14 protein-coding genes and 3 pseudogenes are annotated in these 20,190 nt (G+C 54.4%); 7 read left to right on the top strand and 10 right to left on the bottom strand.

Annotated elements, in window-relative coordinates:
• Positions 1–2: 2 nt before the first annotated feature.
• The 4 genes from frr to rpsB form a co-directional block, all read right to left on the bottom strand.
• Positions 3–560 (bottom strand): ribosome recycling factor, encoded by a 558-nt coding sequence (gene frr, locus KW062_RS06565; protein WP_027619048.1) that lies wholly within the window; start codon positions 558–560, stop codon positions 3–5.
• Positions 557–1,300 (bottom strand): UMP kinase, encoded by a 744-nt coding sequence (pyrH, locus tag KW062_RS06560; RefSeq protein ID WP_011059526.1) that lies wholly within the window; start codon positions 1,298–1,300, stop codon positions 557–559. Before pyrH ends, frr begins: the two co-directional genes overlap by 4 nt.
• A 210-nt stretch (positions 1,301–1,510) precedes the next feature.
• Positions 1,511–2,374 (bottom strand): translation elongation factor Ts, encoded by an 864-nt coding sequence (tsf, locus tag KW062_RS06555; protein WP_027619049.1) that lies wholly within the window; start codon positions 2,372–2,374, stop codon positions 1,511–1,513.
• 191 nt (positions 2,375–2,565) lie between these two features.
• Positions 2,566–3,303 carry a 30S ribosomal protein S2 gene (gene rpsB / locus KW062_RS06550; RefSeq protein WP_027619050.1) on the bottom strand — a complete coding sequence of 246 codons (738 nt, stop codon included), beginning with the start codon at positions 3,301–3,303 and terminating at the stop codon, positions 2,566–2,568.
• Between the two features lie 371 nt (positions 3,304–3,674).
• Between rpsB and map the strand changes: the two genes are divergently transcribed.
• Genes map through dapC form a run of 3 tightly spaced genes read left to right on the top strand, consistent with a single transcriptional unit; the run spans position 3,675 to position 8,438 of the window.
• Complete coding sequence (gene map, locus KW062_RS06545) at positions 3,675–4,457, top strand: type I methionyl aminopeptidase (protein WP_027619051.1); 783 nt, start codon at positions 3,675–3,677, stop codon at positions 4,455–4,457.
• Positions 4,458–4,494: 37 nt separating this feature from the next.
• Positions 4,495–7,197, top strand: a complete 2,703-nt coding sequence (locus tag KW062_RS06540; protein ID WP_027619052.1) for a [protein-PII] uridylyltransferase — start codon at positions 4,495–4,497, stop codon at positions 7,195–7,197.
• 41 nt (positions 7,198–7,238) lie between these two features.
• Positions 7,239–8,438 carry a succinyldiaminopimelate transaminase gene (gene dapC / locus KW062_RS06535; RefSeq protein WP_027619053.1) on the top strand — a complete coding sequence of 400 codons (1,200 nt, stop codon included), beginning with the start codon at positions 7,239–7,241 and terminating at the stop codon, positions 8,436–8,438.
• 6 nt (positions 8,439–8,444) lie between these two features.
• Here the strand turns inward: dapC and KW062_RS06530 are convergent.
• Positions 8,445–9,242: pseudogene (locus KW062_RS06530) on the bottom strand (cation:proton antiporter domain-containing protein); the annotation flags it as partial.
• Between the two features lie 154 nt (positions 9,243–9,396).
• Here KW062_RS06530 and KW062_RS06525 point away from each other — a divergent pair.
• Positions 9,397–9,642 (top strand): antitoxin Xre/MbcA/ParS toxin-binding domain-containing protein, encoded by a 246-nt coding sequence (locus tag KW062_RS06525; protein WP_327192031.1) that lies wholly within the window; start codon positions 9,397–9,399, stop codon positions 9,640–9,642.
• Between the two features lie 264 nt (positions 9,643–9,906).
• Here the strand turns inward: KW062_RS06525 and KW062_RS06520 are convergent, their stop codons facing one another.
• Genes KW062_RS06520 through KW062_RS06505 form a run of 4 tightly spaced genes read right to left on the bottom strand, consistent with a single transcriptional unit; the run spans position 9,907 to position 16,615 of the window.
• On the bottom strand, positions 9,907–11,217 hold the full coding sequence (locus tag KW062_RS06520) for a site-specific integrase (RefSeq protein WP_105755407.1): 1,311 nt from the start codon (positions 11,215–11,217) through the stop codon (positions 9,907–9,909).
• Entirely contained in the window at positions 11,214–12,227 is a 1,014-nt protein-coding gene (locus tag KW062_RS06515) for a hypothetical protein (protein WP_146118239.1), read from the bottom strand. Before KW062_RS06515 ends, KW062_RS06520 begins: the two co-directional genes overlap by 4 nt.
• Positions 12,220–14,334, bottom strand: a complete 2,115-nt coding sequence (locus tag KW062_RS06510; RefSeq protein ID WP_105755405.1) for a tyrosine-type recombinase/integrase — start codon at positions 14,332–14,334, stop codon at positions 12,220–12,222. Before KW062_RS06510 ends, KW062_RS06515 begins: the two co-directional genes overlap by 8 nt.
• A complete protein-coding gene (locus KW062_RS06505) occupies positions 14,327–16,615 on the bottom strand; it encodes a hypothetical protein (RefSeq protein ID WP_105755404.1) in 2,289 nt (762 codons plus the stop codon). Before KW062_RS06505 ends, KW062_RS06510 begins: the two co-directional genes overlap by 8 nt.
• A 58-nt stretch (positions 16,616–16,673) precedes the next feature.
• Here KW062_RS06505 and KW062_RS06500 point away from each other — a divergent pair.
• A pseudogene (locus KW062_RS06500) lies at positions 16,674–17,297 on the top strand (IS630 family transposase); the annotation flags it as partial.
• Positions 17,298–17,308: 11 nt separating this feature from the next.
• On the opposite strand, the gene KW062_RS06495 reads toward KW062_RS06500, so the two are convergent.
• Positions 17,309–18,685, bottom strand: a complete 1,377-nt coding sequence (locus KW062_RS06495; protein ID WP_081786355.1) for an IS30 family transposase — start codon at positions 18,683–18,685, stop codon at positions 17,309–17,311.
• 57 nt (positions 18,686–18,742) lie between these two features.
• Here KW062_RS06495 and KW062_RS06490 point away from each other — a divergent pair.
• Positions 18,743–19,166: pseudogene (locus tag KW062_RS06490) on the top strand (transposase); the annotation flags it as partial.
• A gap of 358 nt (positions 19,167–19,524) precedes the next feature.
• Complete coding sequence (locus tag KW062_RS06485; protein WP_105754951.1) at positions 19,525–20,184, top strand: hypothetical protein; 660 nt, start codon at positions 19,525–19,527, stop codon at positions 20,182–20,184.
• The last annotated feature ends 6 nt before the right edge of the window (positions 20,185–20,190 follow it).

Below are 20,190 nucleotides of genomic sequence, written 5' to 3'. Positions count from 1 at the left end.
CCTTATACGGCCATCAGGTCTTTTTCTTTCTCTTCCGTGGCCTTGGTGATCTGAGCCTCGGCGTCTTTGGTCAGCTTGTCGATATCAGCGACGGCACGGCGCTCTTCGTCTTCGCTGATTTCCTTGTCCTTGACCAGTTTCTTCAAGTCACCCAATGCATCACGACGAATGTTGCGCACGGCGACACGAGCATCTTCGGCTGCGCTGCGCGCCTGCTTGGTGAAGCCCTTACGGGTCTCTTCGGTCAGGGCAGGCATGGAAATCAACAGCAACTCGCCCAAGTTGGTCGGATTGAGGTTCAGGCCAGCACTTTGGATCGCTTTGTCGACGGCAGCGAGCATGTTGCGCTCGAAGGCCACGACTTGCAGGGTCCGGGAGTCTTTTACAGTAATGTTGGCGACTTGAGTGATCGAAGTGTCCGCACCGTAGTACGGCACCATCACGCTACCCAGAATGCTTGGGTGAGCCTTACCGGTACGAATCTGACCAAATGCGTGGTTCAGAGAGTCCAGGGATTTCTGCATGCGCTCTTGAGCGTCTTTCTTGATTTCATTGATCATTGTTCGCCTTCCTCGATCAGAGTCCCTTCAGCGCCGCCGTGTACGATATTCAGCAGGGCGCCGGGCTTGTTCATGTTAAATACGCGCAGCGGCATCTTGTGGTCGCGGCACAGGCAGATTGCGGTCAGGTCCATGACGCCCAGCTTGCGATCCAGTACTTCATCGTAGGTCAGATGATCGAACTTCTCGGCATGCGGGTCTTTGAATGGATCTGCAGTGTACACACCGTCGACCTTGGTTGCCTTCAACACAACATCAGCGTCGATCTCGATCGCGCGCAAGCAGGCGGCCGAATCGGTGGTGAAGAACGGGTTCCCGGTACCGGCAGCGAAGATCACCACTTCCTTGGAGTTCAGGTGACGCATGGCTTTGCGGCGATCATAGTGATCGGTCACGCCCACCATGGAAATAGCCGACATCACGATGGCCGAGATATTGGCGCGCTCCAGCGCATCGCGCATGGCCAGGGCGTTCATCACAGTGGCCAGCATGCCCATGTGGTCGCCTGTTACCCGATCCATGCCGGCTGCACTCAGTGCCGCACCGCGGAACAGGTTGCCGCCACCGATCACCAGGCCCACCTGGACGCCGATACCAACGAGTTGACCGACTTCCAGCGCCATGCGATCGAGGACCTTGGGGTCGATCCCGAACTCTTCGGACCCCATGAGGGCCTCGCCGCTAAGCTTGAGTAGAATGCGTTTATAGCGAGCCTGATAACCACTGCCCTGCTGAGCCATTGCGAATCTCTCCTGCGGCGTATTTTAAAAATTCTTTGCTGGCTGGTTTACAGCCGGCGTTCAATCCAGCTTGACGCTATCACAGCGCCATCGGAACACGGCTTTGTAAGCCAGTTCCGCCAGGAAACCAAATAAATTGGCCTCCCCATCTGAAAAGAGGCTGCGCGCGTGAGCGGGCAGCCTCTTCAGGGCGACAGTTGAAAAACTGTCTTACTGCTTGGCAGCAGCCAGTTGTGCAGCAACTTCTTCAGCGAAGTTGTCCACTGGCTTCTCGATGCCTTCGCCTACTTTGAAGTAAGTGAAGGAAACGATTTCAGCGCCGGCCTTCTTGGCCAGCTCGCCAACCTTGACTTCAGGGTTCTTGACGAACGCTTGCTCAACCAGGCTCGCTTCAGCCAGGAACTTGCTGATACGACCCTTGATCATGTTTTCAACGATGTTTTCTGGCTTGCCGGCGATCTTGTCGGCGTTCAGGCTCAGGAACACGGCTTTTTCGCGCTCGATGGCTTCGGCAGACACTTCCGATGGCAGCAGGAACTCAGGGTTGCTGGCCGCTACGTGCATGGCGATGTCTTTAGCCAGCTCAACAGTGCCGCCTTTCAGGACAACAGCTACACCGATCTTGTTGCCGTGCAGGTAACCACCAACCACATCACCTTCAACGCGAACCAGGCGACGGATGTTGACGTTTTCGCCAACCTTGCCGACCAGGACCAGACGATCTGCTTCTTGAGCTTCGATCAGCGGAGCGACGTCAGTCAGCTTGTCAGCAAACGCTTTTTCAACGCTGGCAGCAACGAATGCCTTGAAGTCGTCCTGCAGAGCCAGGAAGTCGGTCTGCGAGTTCACTTCCAGCAGGACTGCGGATTTACCGTCTTCCTTCAGTGCGATAGCGCCTTCAGCAGCAACGTTACCGGCTTTTTTGGCAGCCTTGATGGCGCCCGAAGCGCGCATATCATCAATGGCTTTTTCGATGTCGCCGCCAGCCTTGGTCAAGGCTTTTTTGCAGTCCATCATGCCTTCGCCAGTACGCTCGCGCAGTTCTTTAACCAACGCTGCAGTAATCTCTGCCATTTCAAAATTCCTCTTGGATAGGTTATCAACCATTCCACCCGATCGAACGGGCGTTCAATTCTTCCCCGAACCACCCTTGTTAGCTGCCGCACGTTACAAAAAAGGCAGTGGGCGCCGACAAATGGTTTTCGAGGTGGCAAAAAGGGGGCCAAGCCCCCTTTTTGCTTACTGAGTCAACGCCAAGGCGTCAATTACTCAGCGGCAGCTGCCGGAGCTTCTTCAACGAAAACTTCGGTGGCGCCAGCAACGTTGTTGCGACCACGGATTACAGCGTCAGCCATCGAACCCATGTACAGCTGGATAGCGCGGATTGCGTCATCGTTGCCTGGGATGATGTAGTCAACGCCTTCCGGGCTGCTGTTGGTATCGACTACGCCGATAACCGGGATGCCCAGTTTGTTGGCTTCGGTGATCGCGATGCGCTCGTGATCAACGTCGATAACGAACAGTGCGTCAGGCAGACCGCCCATGTCCTTGATACCACCCAGGGAACGATCGAGCTTTTCCAGGTCACGGGAGCGCATCAGCGCTTCTTTCTTGGTCAGCTTGGCGAAAGTACCGTCTTCGGCTTGGACTTCAAGGTCACGCAGACGCTTGATGGAAGCACGGATGGTTTTGAAGTTGGTCAGCATGCCGCCCAACCAGCGGTGATCGACGTACGGCGAACCGCAACGTGCTGCTTCTTCAGCAACGATCTTGCCAGCGGAACGCTTGGTGCCGACGAACAGAATCTTGTTTTTGCCCTGGGCCAGACGCTCTACGAAAGTCAGAGCTTCGTTGAACATTGGCAGGGTTTTTTCAAGGTTGATGATGTGAATCTTGTTGCGCGCGCCGAAAATGTACTTGCCCATTTTCGGGTTCCAGTAACGGGTCTGGTGACCGAAGTGCACACCGGCCTTCAGCATATCGCGCATGTTGACTTGGGACATGATAGTTCCTTAATAAGTCGGGTTTGGCCTCCACGTATCCCAATGACCAACCAGCAGCTTCAGCTGAAGGCACCCAGGTCATCGTGTCGACACGTGTGTGGATTTAAGCTTTTCGGGGCATCCCCGGAAAGCGGCGCATTTTATACCATAGCGAGGCGTAAAACGGAACCCGGATTCTCAAAAGCAAGCGCACGCCGCCTTGGCAGCCCTTGGAATCGCCCGATAATGCACCTATCAATACAGAGAAGCGTTGCAGGCAGCCACGGTATTGCCCCGATCGTCTGGTAGAATCGCGTTTTTCGGGGCTGCGAGCCGCTACGCACAGCACCCATTCCGTATAGAAAGCGCCACTGAGCGTAGAGAGAGCCTGTATGACCGTCACCCTCAAAACCCCAGAGGACATCGCCAAAATGCGCATCGCCGGCAAGCTCGCCGCCGACGTTTTGGAAATGATTGCCGAACATGTCAAGCCCGGTATCACCACCGAAGAGCTTGACCGCATCTGCCACGACTACATCGTCAACGAGCAGAAGGCCATCCCTGCCCCCCTCAACTATAAAGGCTTCCCGAAGTCGATCTGCACCTCGATCAACCACGTGGTCTGCCACGGTATCCCCAACGAAAAACCGCTGAAGGATGGCGACACCCTGAACATCGACGTCACGGTGATCAAGGACGGCTACCACGGCGACACCAGCCGCATGTTCCATGTCGGCACAGTACCCGTCTGGGCCGAGCGCCTGTCGCAGGTCACCCAGGAATGCATGTACAAGGCCATCGAACTGGTCAAGCCTGGCTGCCGCCTGGGTGATATTGGTGAAGTCATCCAGAAACACGCCGAAAAGAACGGCTTCTCGGTGGTCCGCGAATTCTGCGGCCACGGCATCGGCAAAGTGTTTCACGAAGAGCCGCAGATCCTGCACTACGGCCGCGCGGGCACCGGCATGGAACTGCAAGCCGGCATGACCTTCACCATCGAGCCGATGATCAACCAGGGCAAGGCCGACACCAAGGTGCTTGGCGACGGCTGGACCGCCATCACCAAGGACCGCAAACTTTCGGCCCAGTGGGAGCACACCCTGCTGGTCACCGAAACGGGCTACGAGATCTTCACTCTGCGCAGCGATGACACCATCCCACGCGTTTCAGCCTGAGTCACTGCTCCCAGCCTTATAGAAGGAAAGCCAATCGATGCCGCAGGTGGATCCCGAACTGTTTGACCGCGGCCAGTTCCAGGCTGAACTGGCCCTGAAGGCAAGCCCTATCGCGGCCTTCAAGAAGGCCATCCGCCAGGCCCGCGAAGTGCTCGACACGCGCTTTCGGGCGGGCCGCGACATCCGCCGACTGATCGAGGATCGTGCCTGGTTCGTCGACAACATCCTGCAGAAGGCCTGGGAACAGTTCACCTGGAGCAAAGACGCCGACATCGCCCTGGTTGCAGTAGGCGGTTATGGACGGGGCGAGCTGCATCCTTACTCCGATATCGACTTGCTGATCCTGCTGGACAGCGCCGATCACGAAATTTTCCGGGATTCCATCGAGCGCTTTCTCACACTGCTATGGGACATTGGCCTGGAAGTCGGCCAGAGCGTACGCTCGGTCGAGGAATGCGCTCAGGAAGCGCGTGCCGACCTCACCGTCGTCACCAACCTGATGGAGAGCCGCACCATTGCTGGCCCCGAGCGTCTGCGCCAGCGCATGCTCGACGTCACCAGCACCCAGCACATGTGGCCGGCCAAGGAGTTTTTCCTGGCCAAGCGTGCCGAACAAAAGGCCCGTCACCACAAGTACAACGACACCGAATACAACCTGGAACCGAACGTCAAAGGCTCGCCCGGTGGCCTGAGGGATATCCAGACCATTCTCTGGGTAGCCCGCCGCCAATACGGCACCTTGAATCTGCATGCCTTGGCCGGCGAAGGCTTCCTGGTGGAAAGCGAAAATGCCCTGCTGGCCTCCTCCCAGGAGTTCCTCTGGAAAGTCCGGTATGCCCTGCACATGCTGGCCGGACGCTCCGAAGACCGCCTGCTGTTTGACCATCAGCGCTCAATTGCCGGCCTGCTTGGCTTTGAAGGCGAAGACGCGAAACACGCCATCGAAAACTTCATGCAGCAGTACTACCGCGTGGTCATGAGCATCGCCCAGCTCAGCGACCTGATCATCCAGCACTTCGAGGAAATCATCCTCGCGCCGGAGGATGAAGCGCCGCCACAACCAATCAATTCACGTTTCCAATTGCATGACGGCTACATCGAAGCGATCAACAACAACGTATTCAAACGTACGCCGTTCGCCATGCTGGAGATCTTCGTGTTGATGGCCCAGCAGCCGGAAATCAAAGGGGTGCGCGCCGATACGGTTCGCCTGCTGCGAGAAAACCGGCACCTGATCGATGACGATTTCCGCAACGACATTCGCAACACCAGCCTGTTCATCGAGCTGTTCAAGTGCAAGATCGGCATCCATCGCAACCTGCGGCGCATGAATCGCTACGGCATCCTCGGACGCTACTTGCCGGAATTCGGCTTGATTGTCGGGCAAATGCAGCATGACCTGTTCCATATCTACACGGTCGACGCCCACACCCTGAACCTGATCAAACACCTGCGTAAGCTGCAGTACACCCAGGTGTCGGAGAAATTCCCGCTGGCCAGCAAGACCATGGCCAACCTGCCCAAGCCCGAGCTGATCTATCTGGCCGGGCTGTACCACGACATTGGCAAAGGCCGGCACGGCGATCACTCGGACATCGGCGCGGTGGATGCCGAGGCCTTCTGCCAGCGCCATCAACTGCCGGCCTGGGACAGCCGGCTGATCGTCTGGCTGGTGCAAAACCACCTGGTAATGTCGACCACCGCCCAGCGTAAGGACCTCTCCGACCCGCAGGTCATCCACGATTTTGCACAAGTAGTCAGCGACGAAACCCGCCTCAACTACCTTTACGTGCTGACGGTTGCGGATATCAATGCCACCAACCCCACGCTATGGAACTCCTGGCGTGCCAGCCTGCTGCGCCAGCTGTATACCGAAACCAAGCGCGCCCTGCGTCGCGGCCTGGAAAACCCGGTGGACCGTGAAGAGCAGATCCGCCAGACCCAAAGCGCCGCCCTCGATATTCTGGTGCGCGGCGGTACCGATCCGGATGACGTGGAGCAGTTGTGGTCGCAACTGGGCGACGACTATTTCCTGCGCCATACCGCCGGCGACGTGGCCTGGCACAGCGATGCGATCCTCCAGCAACCGTCCGACGGCGGCCCCCTGGTGCTGATCAAGGAAACCACCCAGCGCGAGTTCGAGGGTGGCACGCAGATTTTCATCTACGCCCCTGACCAACACGATTTCTTCGCCGTGACCGTGGCCGCGATGGACCAGCTCAACCTGAACATCCACGACGCCCGGGTCATTACCTCCACCAGCCAGTTCACCCTCGACACCTACATTGTGCTCGACACCGACGGCGACTCGATCGGCGACAATCCGACCCGGGTCAAGCAGATTCGCGACGGCCTGACTGAAGCCCTGCGCAACCCGGATGACTACCCAACCATCATCCAGCGCCGCGTCCCACGCCAGCTCAAGCACTTTGCCTTCGCGCCCCAGGTGACGATCCACAACGACGCCCATCGTCCGGTGACCGTACTCGAGCTCAGCGCGCCGGATCGCCCGGGATTGCTGGCGCGAATCGGCGGGATATTCCTCGAGTTCGACCTGTCGCTGCAAAACGCCAAGATTGCGACCCTGGGCGAGCGGGTCGAAGACGTATTCTTCATCACCGACGCCGACAACCAGCCGTTGTCCGACCCGCAACTGTGCAGCCGCCTGCAGGATGCGATCGTCGAGCAACTGAGCGTCAGCCCCGAATCCGATGTCAAACTGTCGCGCATCAGTTTCTGATACACGCCTGATTTAACTGCTTTGATCGAGACCCCGCACCGATGAACAACGCTCTGAACCAGCTCCAGCCTTACCCGTTCGAGAAACTGCGCGCCCTGCTCGGTGCGGTCACACCCAACCCGGACAAACGTCCGATTGCCCTGTCCATCGGTGAGCCAAAGCACCGTTCGCCGGAGTTCGTCGCCCAGGCCCTGGCCAACAGCCTCGACCAGATGGCGGTGTACCCGACCACCCTGGGCCTGCCTGCGCTGCGTGAAGCGATCGGCGGCTGGTGCGAGCGTCGCTTCAATGTTCCGGCTGGCTGGATCGATCCGGCGCGTAACGTGCTGCCGGTCAACGGCACCCGTGAGGCGCTGTTTGCCTTTACCCAGACCGTGGTCAACCGTGGCGAAGACGCGCTGGTGGTCAGCCCCAATCCGTTCTATCAAATCTACGAAGGGGCGGCGTTCCTGGCTGGCGCCAAGCCACACTACTTGCCGTGCCTCGATGAGAACGGCTTCAACCCGGACTTCGATGCGGTGTCGCCCGAGATCTGGCAGCGCTGCCAGATTTTGTTCCTGTGCTCGCCAGGCAACCCGACCGGCGCGCTGATTCCGGTCGACACCCTGAAAAAACTGATCGCCCTGGCGGACGAATACGACTTCGTGATCGCCGCCGACGAGTGCTACAGCGAACTCTACTTCGACGAACAGACGCCACCGCCAGGCCTGCTCAGCGCCTGCGTGGAACTGGGCCGTCAAGACTTCAAACGCTGCGTGGTGTTCCACAGCCTGTCCAAGCGCTCCAACTTGCCAGGCCTGCGCTCAGGGTTTGTCGCAGGCGATGCCGACATCCTCAAGGGCTTCCTGCTGTACCGCACCTACCACGGCTGCGCCATGCCGGTGCAAACCCAACTGGCCAGCGTCGCTGCCTGGAACGACGAAGATCACGTGCGCGACAACCGCTCGCTGTACCGCGAGAAGTTCGACGCGGTGCTGGAGATCCTCGCCCCGGTGCTCGACGTCCAGCGTCCGGACGGCAGCTTCTACCTGTGGCCGAACGTCGAGGGTGACGATGCCGCGTTCTGCCGCGACCTGTTTGTCGAGGAACACGTGACCGTGGTCCCGGGCTCTTACCTGTCCCGCGAAGTCGACGGTTTCAACCCCGGTGCCGGACGCGTGCGCATGGCCCTGGTTGCGCCGCTGGCTGAGTGCGTCGAAGCCGCCGAGCGGATTCGCGCGTTTATCCAGCGGCGCCGCTGATCCGCCCTACTTCACCACCCCCAGGTTGGCCTCACTCAAGTCCAGGTCAGCCAACACCTCGCGCAGCACGTCATCACCGATCTGGTGTTGACGGCTGAGCCGGTACAGTTCCAGACGCTGGGCGCGCAAGGCGTTCAGGCGCATGCGCCGCTCCAGCAAATCCATCTGAAAGGCCAGCGCCTGGGCTTCGGCCGAGTCATTGAACACGTCCAGTTGATGCCGATATTCGGACATGATCCGCGCCTTGAGTTCCGCCGCCAACGCAGCCTGCGCCGCGTCCTGCGGGTTAACCTCCTGCGCTTCGAGTGCATGAATCGCCGCCTCGGCCGTCTTGCGCCAGGCTTCACGCACCTCTTGCAGGCGTTTTTCGTCAGGGCTTTGCTCAATCCCCCGCAGCAGGATCGGCAAGGCAATACAGGCCGTCACCAGCGACAGCAGAATCACCCCGGCAGCGATGAAAATCAGCAAGTCACGTTCCGGAAAGTCGGCGCCACTGAGCAGCAGCGGCACCGACATCACACCCGCCAGGGTCACCGCACCGCGAACCCCACCCAGCGTCAGCAGCCAGCATGAGCGCGCGGTCGGTACCAATGTCAACTCGCCCTTGCCGCGCCAGCGCCGCAGCCAACCGTACAGGCGCCAGATGCTCTGCACCCAGACATAGCGCAGCACCAACAACACGGCGAAGATCGCCAGCACCGCCAATGCGCGATAGAACAGCGTCGGCCACAGCGAGCTTTCGTGACTGACCACGGCCTTGATGATGTCCGGCAGTTGCAGGCCCAGCAGCAGGAAAATCAGGCCTTAGTTTTTCTTTTTTGATTGTGTAAACCTATGGTGATAGTTTTTAGCGTCAGATAAGGTAAACCCATGCAGCAAGTTCAGATGATGAGACAGCTCTCCCCAAAGCCCAGACTCTCTGGCCTCCTGGGCCTCCAGTCCTTTCCGAAATCCGAAGGTGGTGCGTAGGGCGAAAGCAGGGCGATTCAACACCATAGAAAGCGACCGCTTGGTTGCATTGGTAGCTGTATTTGAGGGCGCCCTTTTCCTCTTTGAAAACGAGAAGGCCGGAGCAACGGAATGGATGACCTCACCGGTTCGAGGACTCGGATCGAAGCGTCCAACCAACATGCTGGGGACGCGATTGGAAACTCTAGCTGTATTGGATTTTACCGGGCAACTGGAGGAAGGCGTTCTGGTTTGAGGTCAACAAGCTGAATGTCGCCACCTCGCGTGAAATCCATGCCTTCTCCCCCGACTTTTCGCTGATCGAATCCATTAGCTATGGTCGTGGTGAAATACCTGAAAGCCGCTGGTATTGCGCACGTCATGTTCTCCGCATTAAGGGATGGAGGCGAAAATAGAAGCCTTGGAGCCTGGGGCTTTGCTTTTGTTGTGGTCGGCGGCACGTATAAGCGAAAAGCCTATATCCCACTCTTCGATCATGACTCTCCCCCTTTGCAAAACCTTAAGCCACCAGTGTCGTTTCCCTATCATCAATTGTTCCTACTGCACTGATAAAGTCATTGGCAGACAAATTTGCAGCTTTGAAAATCTCGGTCGATCTTTTTTTGTGCATCGTCAAAATCACGCGGGCCAGGTCGACATAGTGATCGAAAGTCGTTCGGAGGAATTTATGCCCCATCTGATCCTGAAGCACCTGAGCCACTGCTAGGTTGTACACCCCATCATTATTGAGGACATCTTCGCCGAAGTTACGAATGAGGTACTGTGTGGGCCACCAGTCCCTGGCATCGTAGAATCTGAGATTCGCCCGAAGCTTAGGGTTGAGTTTGAGTGCCTTCTTCTTTGCTGCGGTAGTACGCTGTGAAATACTGTCAGGTATCACAGGGTGGCCGTCCTTTGTCAGAAACAGCAACGACAACGGCGGTTCCTCACCGTAATTTTCCTTATATTTCTTGGCCCTGGCTGCGAATAGGGGCTTGATGTACATTTCTTCAACGTCCCGAAGCGCATCCCGGTGTACGAGGATTGTGCGCATTTTCTGCCCTTTGCTGTTGTGAATGGTATATCTCACATTTGGTTCGCTGAACTCCATGGAAGAGAAGGGTGCGATGTGCGCGTTGTCGCCGTTGCCGTAGTAAGGGAATCTACACAGATCCATTGGCCGCATCGCCGTGGCCAAGGCGAAGATGAGCATGGCGGCATACACCGGGTCTGAATAACTTGTCGTCAGCTGGCTGATCTCCTGAGGGGTGATAAGCGAACGAATCGCGGACTGACGGCTCTCCTTGTCCAGCACCTCAATGCTCGTGGAATCGATGACCTTCTTTGCTTTCAAAGCAATGTATTCTTGGTATCGAGAGCTCCTGTAGGGAGGAATCCAGGTCTTGAGTTGCACTTCAATCCCCGGGTTGAAGCCTTTATCACCCAACCACCTGAAGTAATTCATAAGCAGCTTAGCGTCTCCGAAAATGGTCTCCGTGGATGGGCTTGCCGAGTTCTCTGCAACACGTTGCATTTCGCGAGCGCTCTGCCATCGCTTCACATGCTTGTTGCGGGCGAAAAGATGGAATTGGCTAGGATGGATGCACTTGAAGTCATCCGTCGTCGACAGGTACCGATAAAACATCGAGATGACGCTGGCGTATCGCGAAGAAGTTTTCTTGGAAGCGCGAGTTTGCGTGTAGAGGAAAAGATTCACGTGGCTCAAAAGAATGCTGTGTTTCTTGTCTTCAAAAATGAGAATGAAATGAGCAGTTTTTCGATTGCCCTCCGAGGCCACGTATTCAATGTACTTCTTGGTGATCCTAATCATTTTTCCACCCGGCTGGTAACGCTGAAGTGGACAACCTGATCGACGCCTTTGAACAGATGAACGTGGTCGGCTTTTTCGGCAGCCAACAGCTCCTCTGCCGGTGCGCTGCTGGCCCGAAATTTCCGCTGAGCTACCGTTTCCGCCACAGATGGGCATTCTGGAACATGTATGGAAATCGAGGTTTTTTTGATTTTCCGTATAAGGTTCTTGATCTCCATTGAACTGAACACTGGCAGGCGAATTACGATCTCCGTCGTACGCGGCGCCGGAAGCTGCCCAAGGAAATCTTCAAAGTTGGAGATGAACCGATCCACGAAAATGATCAGCGGCGTTGACGTGTTCTCGTGCTGGTTGACCTTCTCGATGACTTTGGCGATCTCTTTGCTTTTTTCACCTAGGTAGGCCTTATATACGCCGTTTTTCTTATAGGCCGTGAACGCCGGCTTGAGGTTCGGCCCATAAACGATTCGCGAGCCTGGAGTGCCGACCAGCTTCTGATTGGTGGTATTGAGCTTCGCCTTGGTGAGCTCAGCCTTGACCTGATCCAACTGAGCGACCAGGTGGCTGATAAACGTCGTCTGTTTGTCCAAGGTTACACGAACGCTATCCGTCTCGAACAAGGTGATGTCATTGTTCATGAGGGAGGTGATGTGCCGGTCAAGCGCTGCAGAGAGCTCGGCTTTATGCTTCTTCTCTGTCTCTGCAAGCCTCATCTCCAACTCGCTCGCCCTCTGCTGCGTAACCTGCAGCAGTCCGCTGACCGAATCCGGGGCTGATTTCGGAAGAAGGGCGTTGACGTCCTTTTCCCCCTTGATGTAACCGAGCAGATCCCCGTAATAGCGGTGAAAGGCCTGCCGGGTGATCCCTGCCTCTTCCGCCACCTTGCCAACCTGCAACGCACCTCCACGGCTGAAGTAAATGTCCACGATGATTTCGATCAACTTCTGGCGTGTCGGGTTGCTCTGCGCTTTTGCGCTAAGGGTTTTGTCGTACTGCACCGGCTTAGTCATTGAGGTCTACTACTGAGATGCGATTGGATTGCGCGTCGTTTACTGCTGCGTGGTCTACGAAATCGGGGTTGTGATGATGGAGATTGCTGTGGCTCAGATTGGCCAGATGGTATTGGTACGACTCTATCTTCGTCTGAATCTCATGGCGGGTTGCCTCGGGAAGCGTGGCTTTCGGGTTGTCCAGGATCTTCTGGAAGAACTTTACGTTCTCCTCAAGCGCAGTCTTTGCCTTTTCCAGCACCACAATCTTGCGGCAGTCGTAATGGCAATTAGTGGGGTCGGGACGTGGCAGCTCATCGCTGAAGTCTCGCCCCTGGATACAGGGTGGAAGGTTATCGAACTTGAAGTACTCAGCAGTCACGCAATAGGTGCCTACGGCAGTCCGCTTGATGAACAGGGGGTGACCTCCCATTAATAGGTTGGTAACGTACTCCAGAAGCGAAATCTGGATTTTCTTGCCCTGGAAGTCATCTGGCTTGGCCGTGATTTGCTCGGAGATACGAATCGCAGCCTGTCCAGAATAGGCGCCGATACGGATGGCCTGAATGATCTCTTGGAGCTCGTGGGTGTAGGATTGCTCCAAGCTCAAAGCGACGCTGCGTACCATAGCTGGATTGCGTGCGATGTATTGCATGGTCATTTTGAAGGTCTTATGACCGAACAGCGCGCGAATAAGGTCGAGGTTACGTTCATCTTGGTTAATGAGGATCTCGGCAATCGTCTTCCGAAAACGGTGGACATGAATGCGCTCGATGGGCAAGGCCTCCTTCAGCTGACTGATCACGCGCGCCAGGAGCTGAGGCGTAACCCCCTGCAATTTATTACCCGATCCAGCCTTGTTGCTTTGGAACAGCCAGTGGCGTTGGGTTTTGCGTCCAATATTACGCAACTTATCGTACGCAATCGCACTTTCTGCAACAAACCTAGGCAACGGTAAGTACTCCACTTCACCGTTATAATTCGGATCATCAGCTGTCTTCCAGCGTACAATGCGGATCCAGTACTCTCCTGAGCCGTCCGGTCTGTCGTTACTGATGTCCGTGATGCTAAGCGGGCCTAGCTCCGAAATTCGGGCTCCGGTAATCAAGGCTATCAGAATGAATACGGCATTACGGACATGGTCTAGAGCCCGAGCCCAATCCGCCTTCCACGTATATCGCCAGTAGTCGCGCGAGCGACTGGAGAATACATGGCGAGTCGTTTGCATTACAACTTTGCCTTCAACCTTCACTTCAAAATTCGATTCCAGCTCTGGGTCGGGTTTACTGCGGCTGATTACCCCATTTTTGTTCTTTCGATTAACCTCTTCGATAGTTGGCTCAACTTTGGCAAGTTCTGGGGCGGCCTTTTCGATCCAGAAGAGGGCGTACTCCATCATGTGGCGGAGATCTTCCTCAGAAAAGGGCACCCATGCTTGGATGGTGGCGCGCAATGTCTTATAAAGATCAGCGCGTCTTTCGGGAACTACGATCTTTTCGAGCGGAACATCTATTCGCATATCTACAGGAATGAGTTCGTGCGCAGAGAGGCTGAGCCAAAGCCTAATTATATAAAATAAAGACATGTAGTTAGTTGCAGTGTCATAGTCTCTGGCGCTATCCAATGCCACGTTGATCATCTTCGTGCTGATCATCTGCAGCGACTGCTGGTCTGCAGTGATATGGTTTTCAACGAGGACGTACTTTTCAAGAAGTGAAAAGCCTTTGGAGTATTGTAGGCTGGACTTATAGCTCTTGATGTCAAATATATGGCTGTTTTCAGGGAGCAGGTAAAATGTAAGAGCACGCTTCAGGTCGTTGGCGCATTCAGTAGTATGGTTGAAGGATATTGAGCAGGATGGAAATAGCCACGTTGTCTCGTGGTAAAGGGATTTTCGCGAGACAGGGAATTCACCTGAGCTGTGCTCAAGCATAAATGTCAGATGTCCTCCTTTCGGAGTGTGATTATCTACAGTGTCTCTGAGCAGCGATTCGAGTTCCGCATTGATGGAGTCTTGAATATCTTGCTCAAACTCATCAATGAGAGACTGAGCGTAGCTGTTTTTATCCTTAGATGAGTCTGCTTTTTTATTTCTTGGCGATGCTTTATTTTTGGGATTATTATTCATCGAGGTCACCAGTTTTAAAGATTAGGCGGAGATCCCGCAGGTTACGTGGCAGTAGAGGAGAGTTCATTGTTCGGAACTGCAGAGCCTCATCGATGGCATCCCCATCAGGCCAGGCCCCGAGAATCGCGTTAATCTCCTCCTGCTCAGCCTCAAGCCGGCTGCCAAACTCCGCCACGCTGCCGTCGCGCAGCAATTCATCGATATGGGCAAGCCGCTCAATCAAGTAGGGAAGAGAGTCTTCTAAAATCCACACCTGGCTACAAAAAAAACATTGCTCCAAGGCAACGCACTTGGAGCCTTTAGTTAGCTTGGGTGCTCCGGGCCAGTCGGGTTTATAGCGATTACCGCAAGCCCAAAGAGGTCGTTCCAGACCGGGTAGAAAGAAAATACTGAGCTTAGTAGTCGCTTGTGCGCGTGCCCTTTTTCCAAGGAGGCCTTTGAACTTGCGTGCCCGTAACAATTCCACGATGTGCTCCAGCGCGGAGCGCAGACGCTTCAAGCGACGGGCGTGGGCTGCATTGGAATTGTCATAGGACTGATCAGTAGTGTCCCTTGATTGATGCCCCAACAGTTGCGACAGGAAAGCAAATGGCATCGCCTCTGCGTTATAGTACAACCAAGAAACTCGCAGGCGCCGGGTAATTTCTGATGAAGAAGTAAGGCGCTTCCCGTTATCGATTACCTCATAATGTTCAAGGAACTCGCTCATCGCGTACGAAAATTGAGCAGCATAGTCGAGAGTGGCTAACCCAGCTGTACCCTCTGATTTAGTCCAGGCTGTCCAGGGGCGTACGTAGACGAAGAGAGTATTAACTTGACGGTTCCTATACGGATCAATTATTCCGTTGAGGAAGGAAGCAAGAGGGGCGGTGAACTCCTTCGCCAAAAGAATTAGGTTGTACAATGAGTAAGGGTTGTCCGCATCAGAAGCGGCTAAGATCTGCTTGGGTTCAGCGTACGGCACGTTTGAGCCCTGACTACGGAATTTTTCCGAGCGAATAATCTTAATGGATTCTTCGATAATAGAGGTAAGTGGGTGCTCGAAGTTGTCTTTGTCTACCTCCATTATCGTTTCTTTGTTCCACCCCGCTTGCAGCATCATCAGTGTAGCAAGGCCTGCCATGTCAATTGCAGTCGGGTAGTATAAGCCAAAATGCTCATCTAGGGACATCATGTACTGTCCCTGTTTTCCATAAAAATTATTAAATTTTGCCCGGATAAAGTATAGTTTGTTGAGAATAAGTTTGATGGCGTCGTCACACTTTTCAATGATGGAGATCCTACTCCCTGAGTATTTTTGCCTAAGGTCATCGATGCTGAACTTAAACGGGAAGCCATGCTCGTTGAACGTTTTTACGACGCGGTGTGGGTCAAGCACTGTGCTATGCCAGCTCTCCCTTTTCCTGATATTAGGTTGATAATTTTGTGGGATTTTAATTGTTGTATCCGTTGCGGCCATTCTCTTAAGTGACTTGATAATTTCGGGCGCGTTGCGGAGCTCAACCATTTCTGGGTCGTCGCATTTATTCAAACGCGTCAATGCTTTGGATACATTAAAGTCTATTCCGTTCTCGACCTTATACTTCACCCAGATTAGGATCTCCTCCTTCGTAAGTCGTCGGTCAAAAAGCGCTTGAAGCTCTTCATAAGTATAAGGCGCCGAAGCGTCTATTTCTCTTCGTCGCTCAATGGTTTGGCGTATGGCATCTATATTCTTCCGAGTGGCAAGCGTTAGACTTGCCACGCCCTCTTCGCTAAGAGGCTCTGTGCCGGATCCTGGTATTTTCTTAATGGTAGGAAGTTCCAGCTGGGGCACAACCTCGGTTTCTTTTGCCGCGATATTAATTGCTGATTTTAGAGATCCAGCATGTAAGCGCGTTTTTTTGTTCTCATCTAAATATAGGCAAAAGCTTCTGAAAATGGAGGGCGTAATGTCTCTAATGTGCGTAATATACAGTGGGCTTGGATGTCTGTGGTTGTAGTCAAGGATGAAATCTAGAAAATATTTGATGGTTAGGCGCAACCTGTAGCACCAAGACGAAGTTCGCGTCGGGCCTAGCGTTAGCATGATGAAATGGAGTGTCATGCAAATGTTTATGCTTGCATTCCATGCAGGATGGTTGAAATAGGTGCAGGTGACAGGTTGTCCGTTCGTTCCGTATATGACCGGAACATCGGGCTCCTGCTGATCATCAGCGCCTCCTTCGTTCATTTCCAAATTCTCATCCAAAGAAACGTCTGGAGTGCCTTGCTCCAGGGCCTCCCTAGTGTCTTGTCTCATAAATAAATTTCTCATCTGAGTTACGCTTTCAGAGTCGATCCGGACTTGGAGTGGAGCTATGAATTCTCAAGACATCGTGCTCAGTGAAGACGAACAGATCGAGTTGAGTCGGCGCCTACGGTCGGCCACCATCAGCCAGCGCGACAGTCGTCGAATTGCCCAGTTGACCGAACTCTCTGTTGTTTCAGTCACGCGCTGGTGCAAGCGCTTTCAAGTGCTGCGCCTGCAAGGCTTGGTGGATCTACCTGGACGAGGTCGCAAGCCATCACTGCCCGCCGAAGCCTTGAAGCGAACTCTGGAACAAGTCACCCAACCGCGTATCGGTCAGCCGCGCTGGAGCTGTCGCAGCATGGCGCGTGTCGCTGGCATTTAACCGGCCAGTGTGCAACGGATTTGAGCCGCCAACGAAATCAAACCGCACCTGACCCGTACCTTCAAATTGTCCAGTGACCCGCACTTCGAGGAGAAATTCTGGGACGTTATCGGGCTGTATCTGCCCCCCCCCCCGAGAAGGCGCTGGTGCTCTGCTACGATGAAAAGAGCCAGGTTCAAGCCTTGCAACGCACCCAGCCGGGGTATCGGCCATATCCGCACGCAAACCCACGACTATGTTCGTCACGGCACGCTAACGCTGTTTGCCGCCATGGATTATCTACAAGGTCGGCTAATCAGTAGCATCGAAACACGGCGGATTCAACCGGTCGTCGCAACACTGGATTGTTGTACAGACTTTAGATACTCATTCAGTGCTTCGGCAGGTGTTTTCCAGCCGAGTGTTTTTCGAGGTCTAGTGTTAAGTACGTGAGCTACCGCCTGTATTTCTTGAGCACTCCAACGAGAGAGGTCAGTGCCTTTCGGGAAGTATTGCCGTAGAAGGCCGTTCGTATTTTCGTTTGTGCCGCGCTGCCATGGACTATGTGGATCAGCAAAGAAAACCTTTACTCCGGACTCGATGGTAAATCGAGCGTGATCCGACAGCTCCTTTCCACGATCCCAGGTCAAAGATCGCCACAGCTCGATGGGAAGATCAGTCACCGTCTTCTTCAATGCATTGGCCATACTAACAGCCCCATAGCCAGCCAGCGCCGGGCCGTTCTTCGTGCGGGGAATTAGCCCATAACCTTTCTCGCGGGGCAGATGGACGAGCATGGTAAATCGAGTTGAGCGCTCGACCAGAGTTCCAATCGCAGAACGGTTCAGACCGATGATCAGGTCGCCCTCCCAATGCCCGGGTACAGCCCGATCTTCTACCTCAGCAGGGCGACTGGAGATCATGACGTCCTCGCTGACGTGTGCCCACACTTTGGCCTGCGCTCTGGCTCTCGGCACGCGCAATGCTCGTCCTGAGCGCAGGCAGCTCACCAGTTCGCGCTTGAGAGCTCCTCGACCCTGAATGTAGAGCGCCTGATATATGGCTTCATGAGAGATGCGCATGGATTCATCATCCGGAAAATCGATCTGGAGCCGGTTGGCAATCTGTTCAGGCGACCAGCCATTGACCCATTTACGGTCACTGCGATGCGGTTTATTTCGACCTTTGAAGGGCGCTTGCCGAGGCCCAGAGATGTCACGACCATCGGCGTCTTGAACCTTGCCCTCAAGGCGGTCGCGTACGTACTGGTGCAGTCGCGGGTTAGTGACCAGCTTTGCTGGTTTCGGCCTCTTGGCCACCAGTTCTGCCTTCCATTGCGCTACTGACGCTCGATATTCAAGCCGACCGCAACGGGTAGCAGCATTTCGTGTCAGCTCCCGTGAAATTGTCGATGGGCTTCGTCCAAGGCGACGGGCGATCTCACGAACGCCAACACTTTGCGCTCGAAGCAGCCCAATCTCTTCTCGCTCTGCAAACGATAAGTAACGTCCTGATATGTGATTCGACATGAATAATGGCATCCCGCCTCGATGACGGAACCAGCGTGTACCTACCGCTGTTGATACGCCAACGGCATGTGCTGCCTTTTCGCTTGTGATACCTGTTGCAATCTGCACCCAAAATAGCCGCTCGATCTCATTACGAAGTGAGGGTGCACCTGGAGAACGCATCGCTCCCCGGCCCGTCAATTTTTGCATCCATCCTGCGGGTCGTCCCATAAACACCTCGATCAAGGTGTTGCGACGACCGGTTGAATCCGCCCACAACACCGGCATCAGAGTGGTTGGCCTTCCTGAAAAAGATCAACCGGGAAACACCCAAGACCCTGCAATTGCATTTGATCGTGGATAACTACGCTACTCACAAGCATCCAGTCGTCAAGGAATGGCTCAAGCGACATCCGCGATTCCACTTGCATTTCACACCGACATCGAGTTCCTAGATGAACATAGTTGAATGCTTTTTCCGAGATATCACCGTTTACTTACGGGATGATAGTTTCAGCTCAACACGCGAATTGGTCAGCTCCATTACCACGTTTTTAGTGCTGCACAACGCTCAGCCCTGCCGCTACATCTGGAGCGCAAAGAGTGAAGACATCTGCGAAAAATCCAGCGTGCGCGAGAGGCTATGGAGGTCATAGCTCAAGAGAGCGTTTCCTCTGAGACAGGACACTAGAAAATGAACCGTTAGAGGGACAAGCGCTTATAGAAGCAATCCAAACTGAACGCTTATAAACTCTAGAAATTCACTCAATCACTGCGCTTCACCTCCACCAGAAGTCAGGAAAACACTATCCCGCTGAAAATAGATTTGCAAGCAACTTTTTTAAAATCTCAAAGTCAATTTTCATCTACCGAACGAGACGCCATCAATGTTTACTGACTTGCGCCCGACACTTGTTAAATTCTAGAGGTTAATTTATCACGACATTTTTGAAAAGTTAGCTTATGTACTTCCGACAGCTAGCGCTTTTCATCTTTGACAGGTGTTCAAAAGTCGACTTTGATCTAGCTACACAAGGAGGGAAACCGCCATGCCGTTTTCAGAAATTTTTCACCCTGAATGCGAACCAATAGAACCTCACGACGCCCCAAATCATGTGGTGTTCAGTTGCTTGCAGTGGAAAACCCCAAGTCTGGAGGTGATGCCACAGGCAGCCAAGCAAAGCTTTGCAGTCATGTCCGGCGATCATTTAAATCCGTACGTTACCGCAGCCCTAGAGCGCGCCTATATTTTGGGAGCGATGTCGCCTGTGAAGCTTATCGCCGTACACGAAGACTCTCTCCGCCTTTTTCTGGACAGTGGGGTATCAAGCGCCACCTTCCAGGAAGTCGAGTCACTGTGGGAACAGGTCATATGTATGAGCCACATTCGGCTAACAGTAGACTTTGAGAACGTTAACGAAGTCCACTCTGGACACTCCGACTACGTCTTTTGGCAGGATGCGAAAGAAATTCTGGAATCCTATAGCTTGGGGATTGCGCCATATGATCTGAAGGCTCTCGATGACTTCTCGGATATTGGGTTCATCGATGAAGATCTGTGGTTTCGCCAATCACAAGAGGATGGTCAGCCTGAAACTATTCAGCACTGCCCGATCGAAACACCAAATTTCGCAGAAATCATGGGTCATAACAACTGTCTGATGTCGCTGCATTACATCTATCCGAATAATCGGAAGCCTGACGCCTAATACGTT

The organism is Pseudomonas fluorescens (assembly GCF_019212185.1).
GTDB lineage: Bacteria > Pseudomonadota > Gammaproteobacteria > Pseudomonadales > Pseudomonadaceae > Aquipseudomonas.
This window is presented reverse-complemented; position numbering and strand designations above follow the sequence as displayed.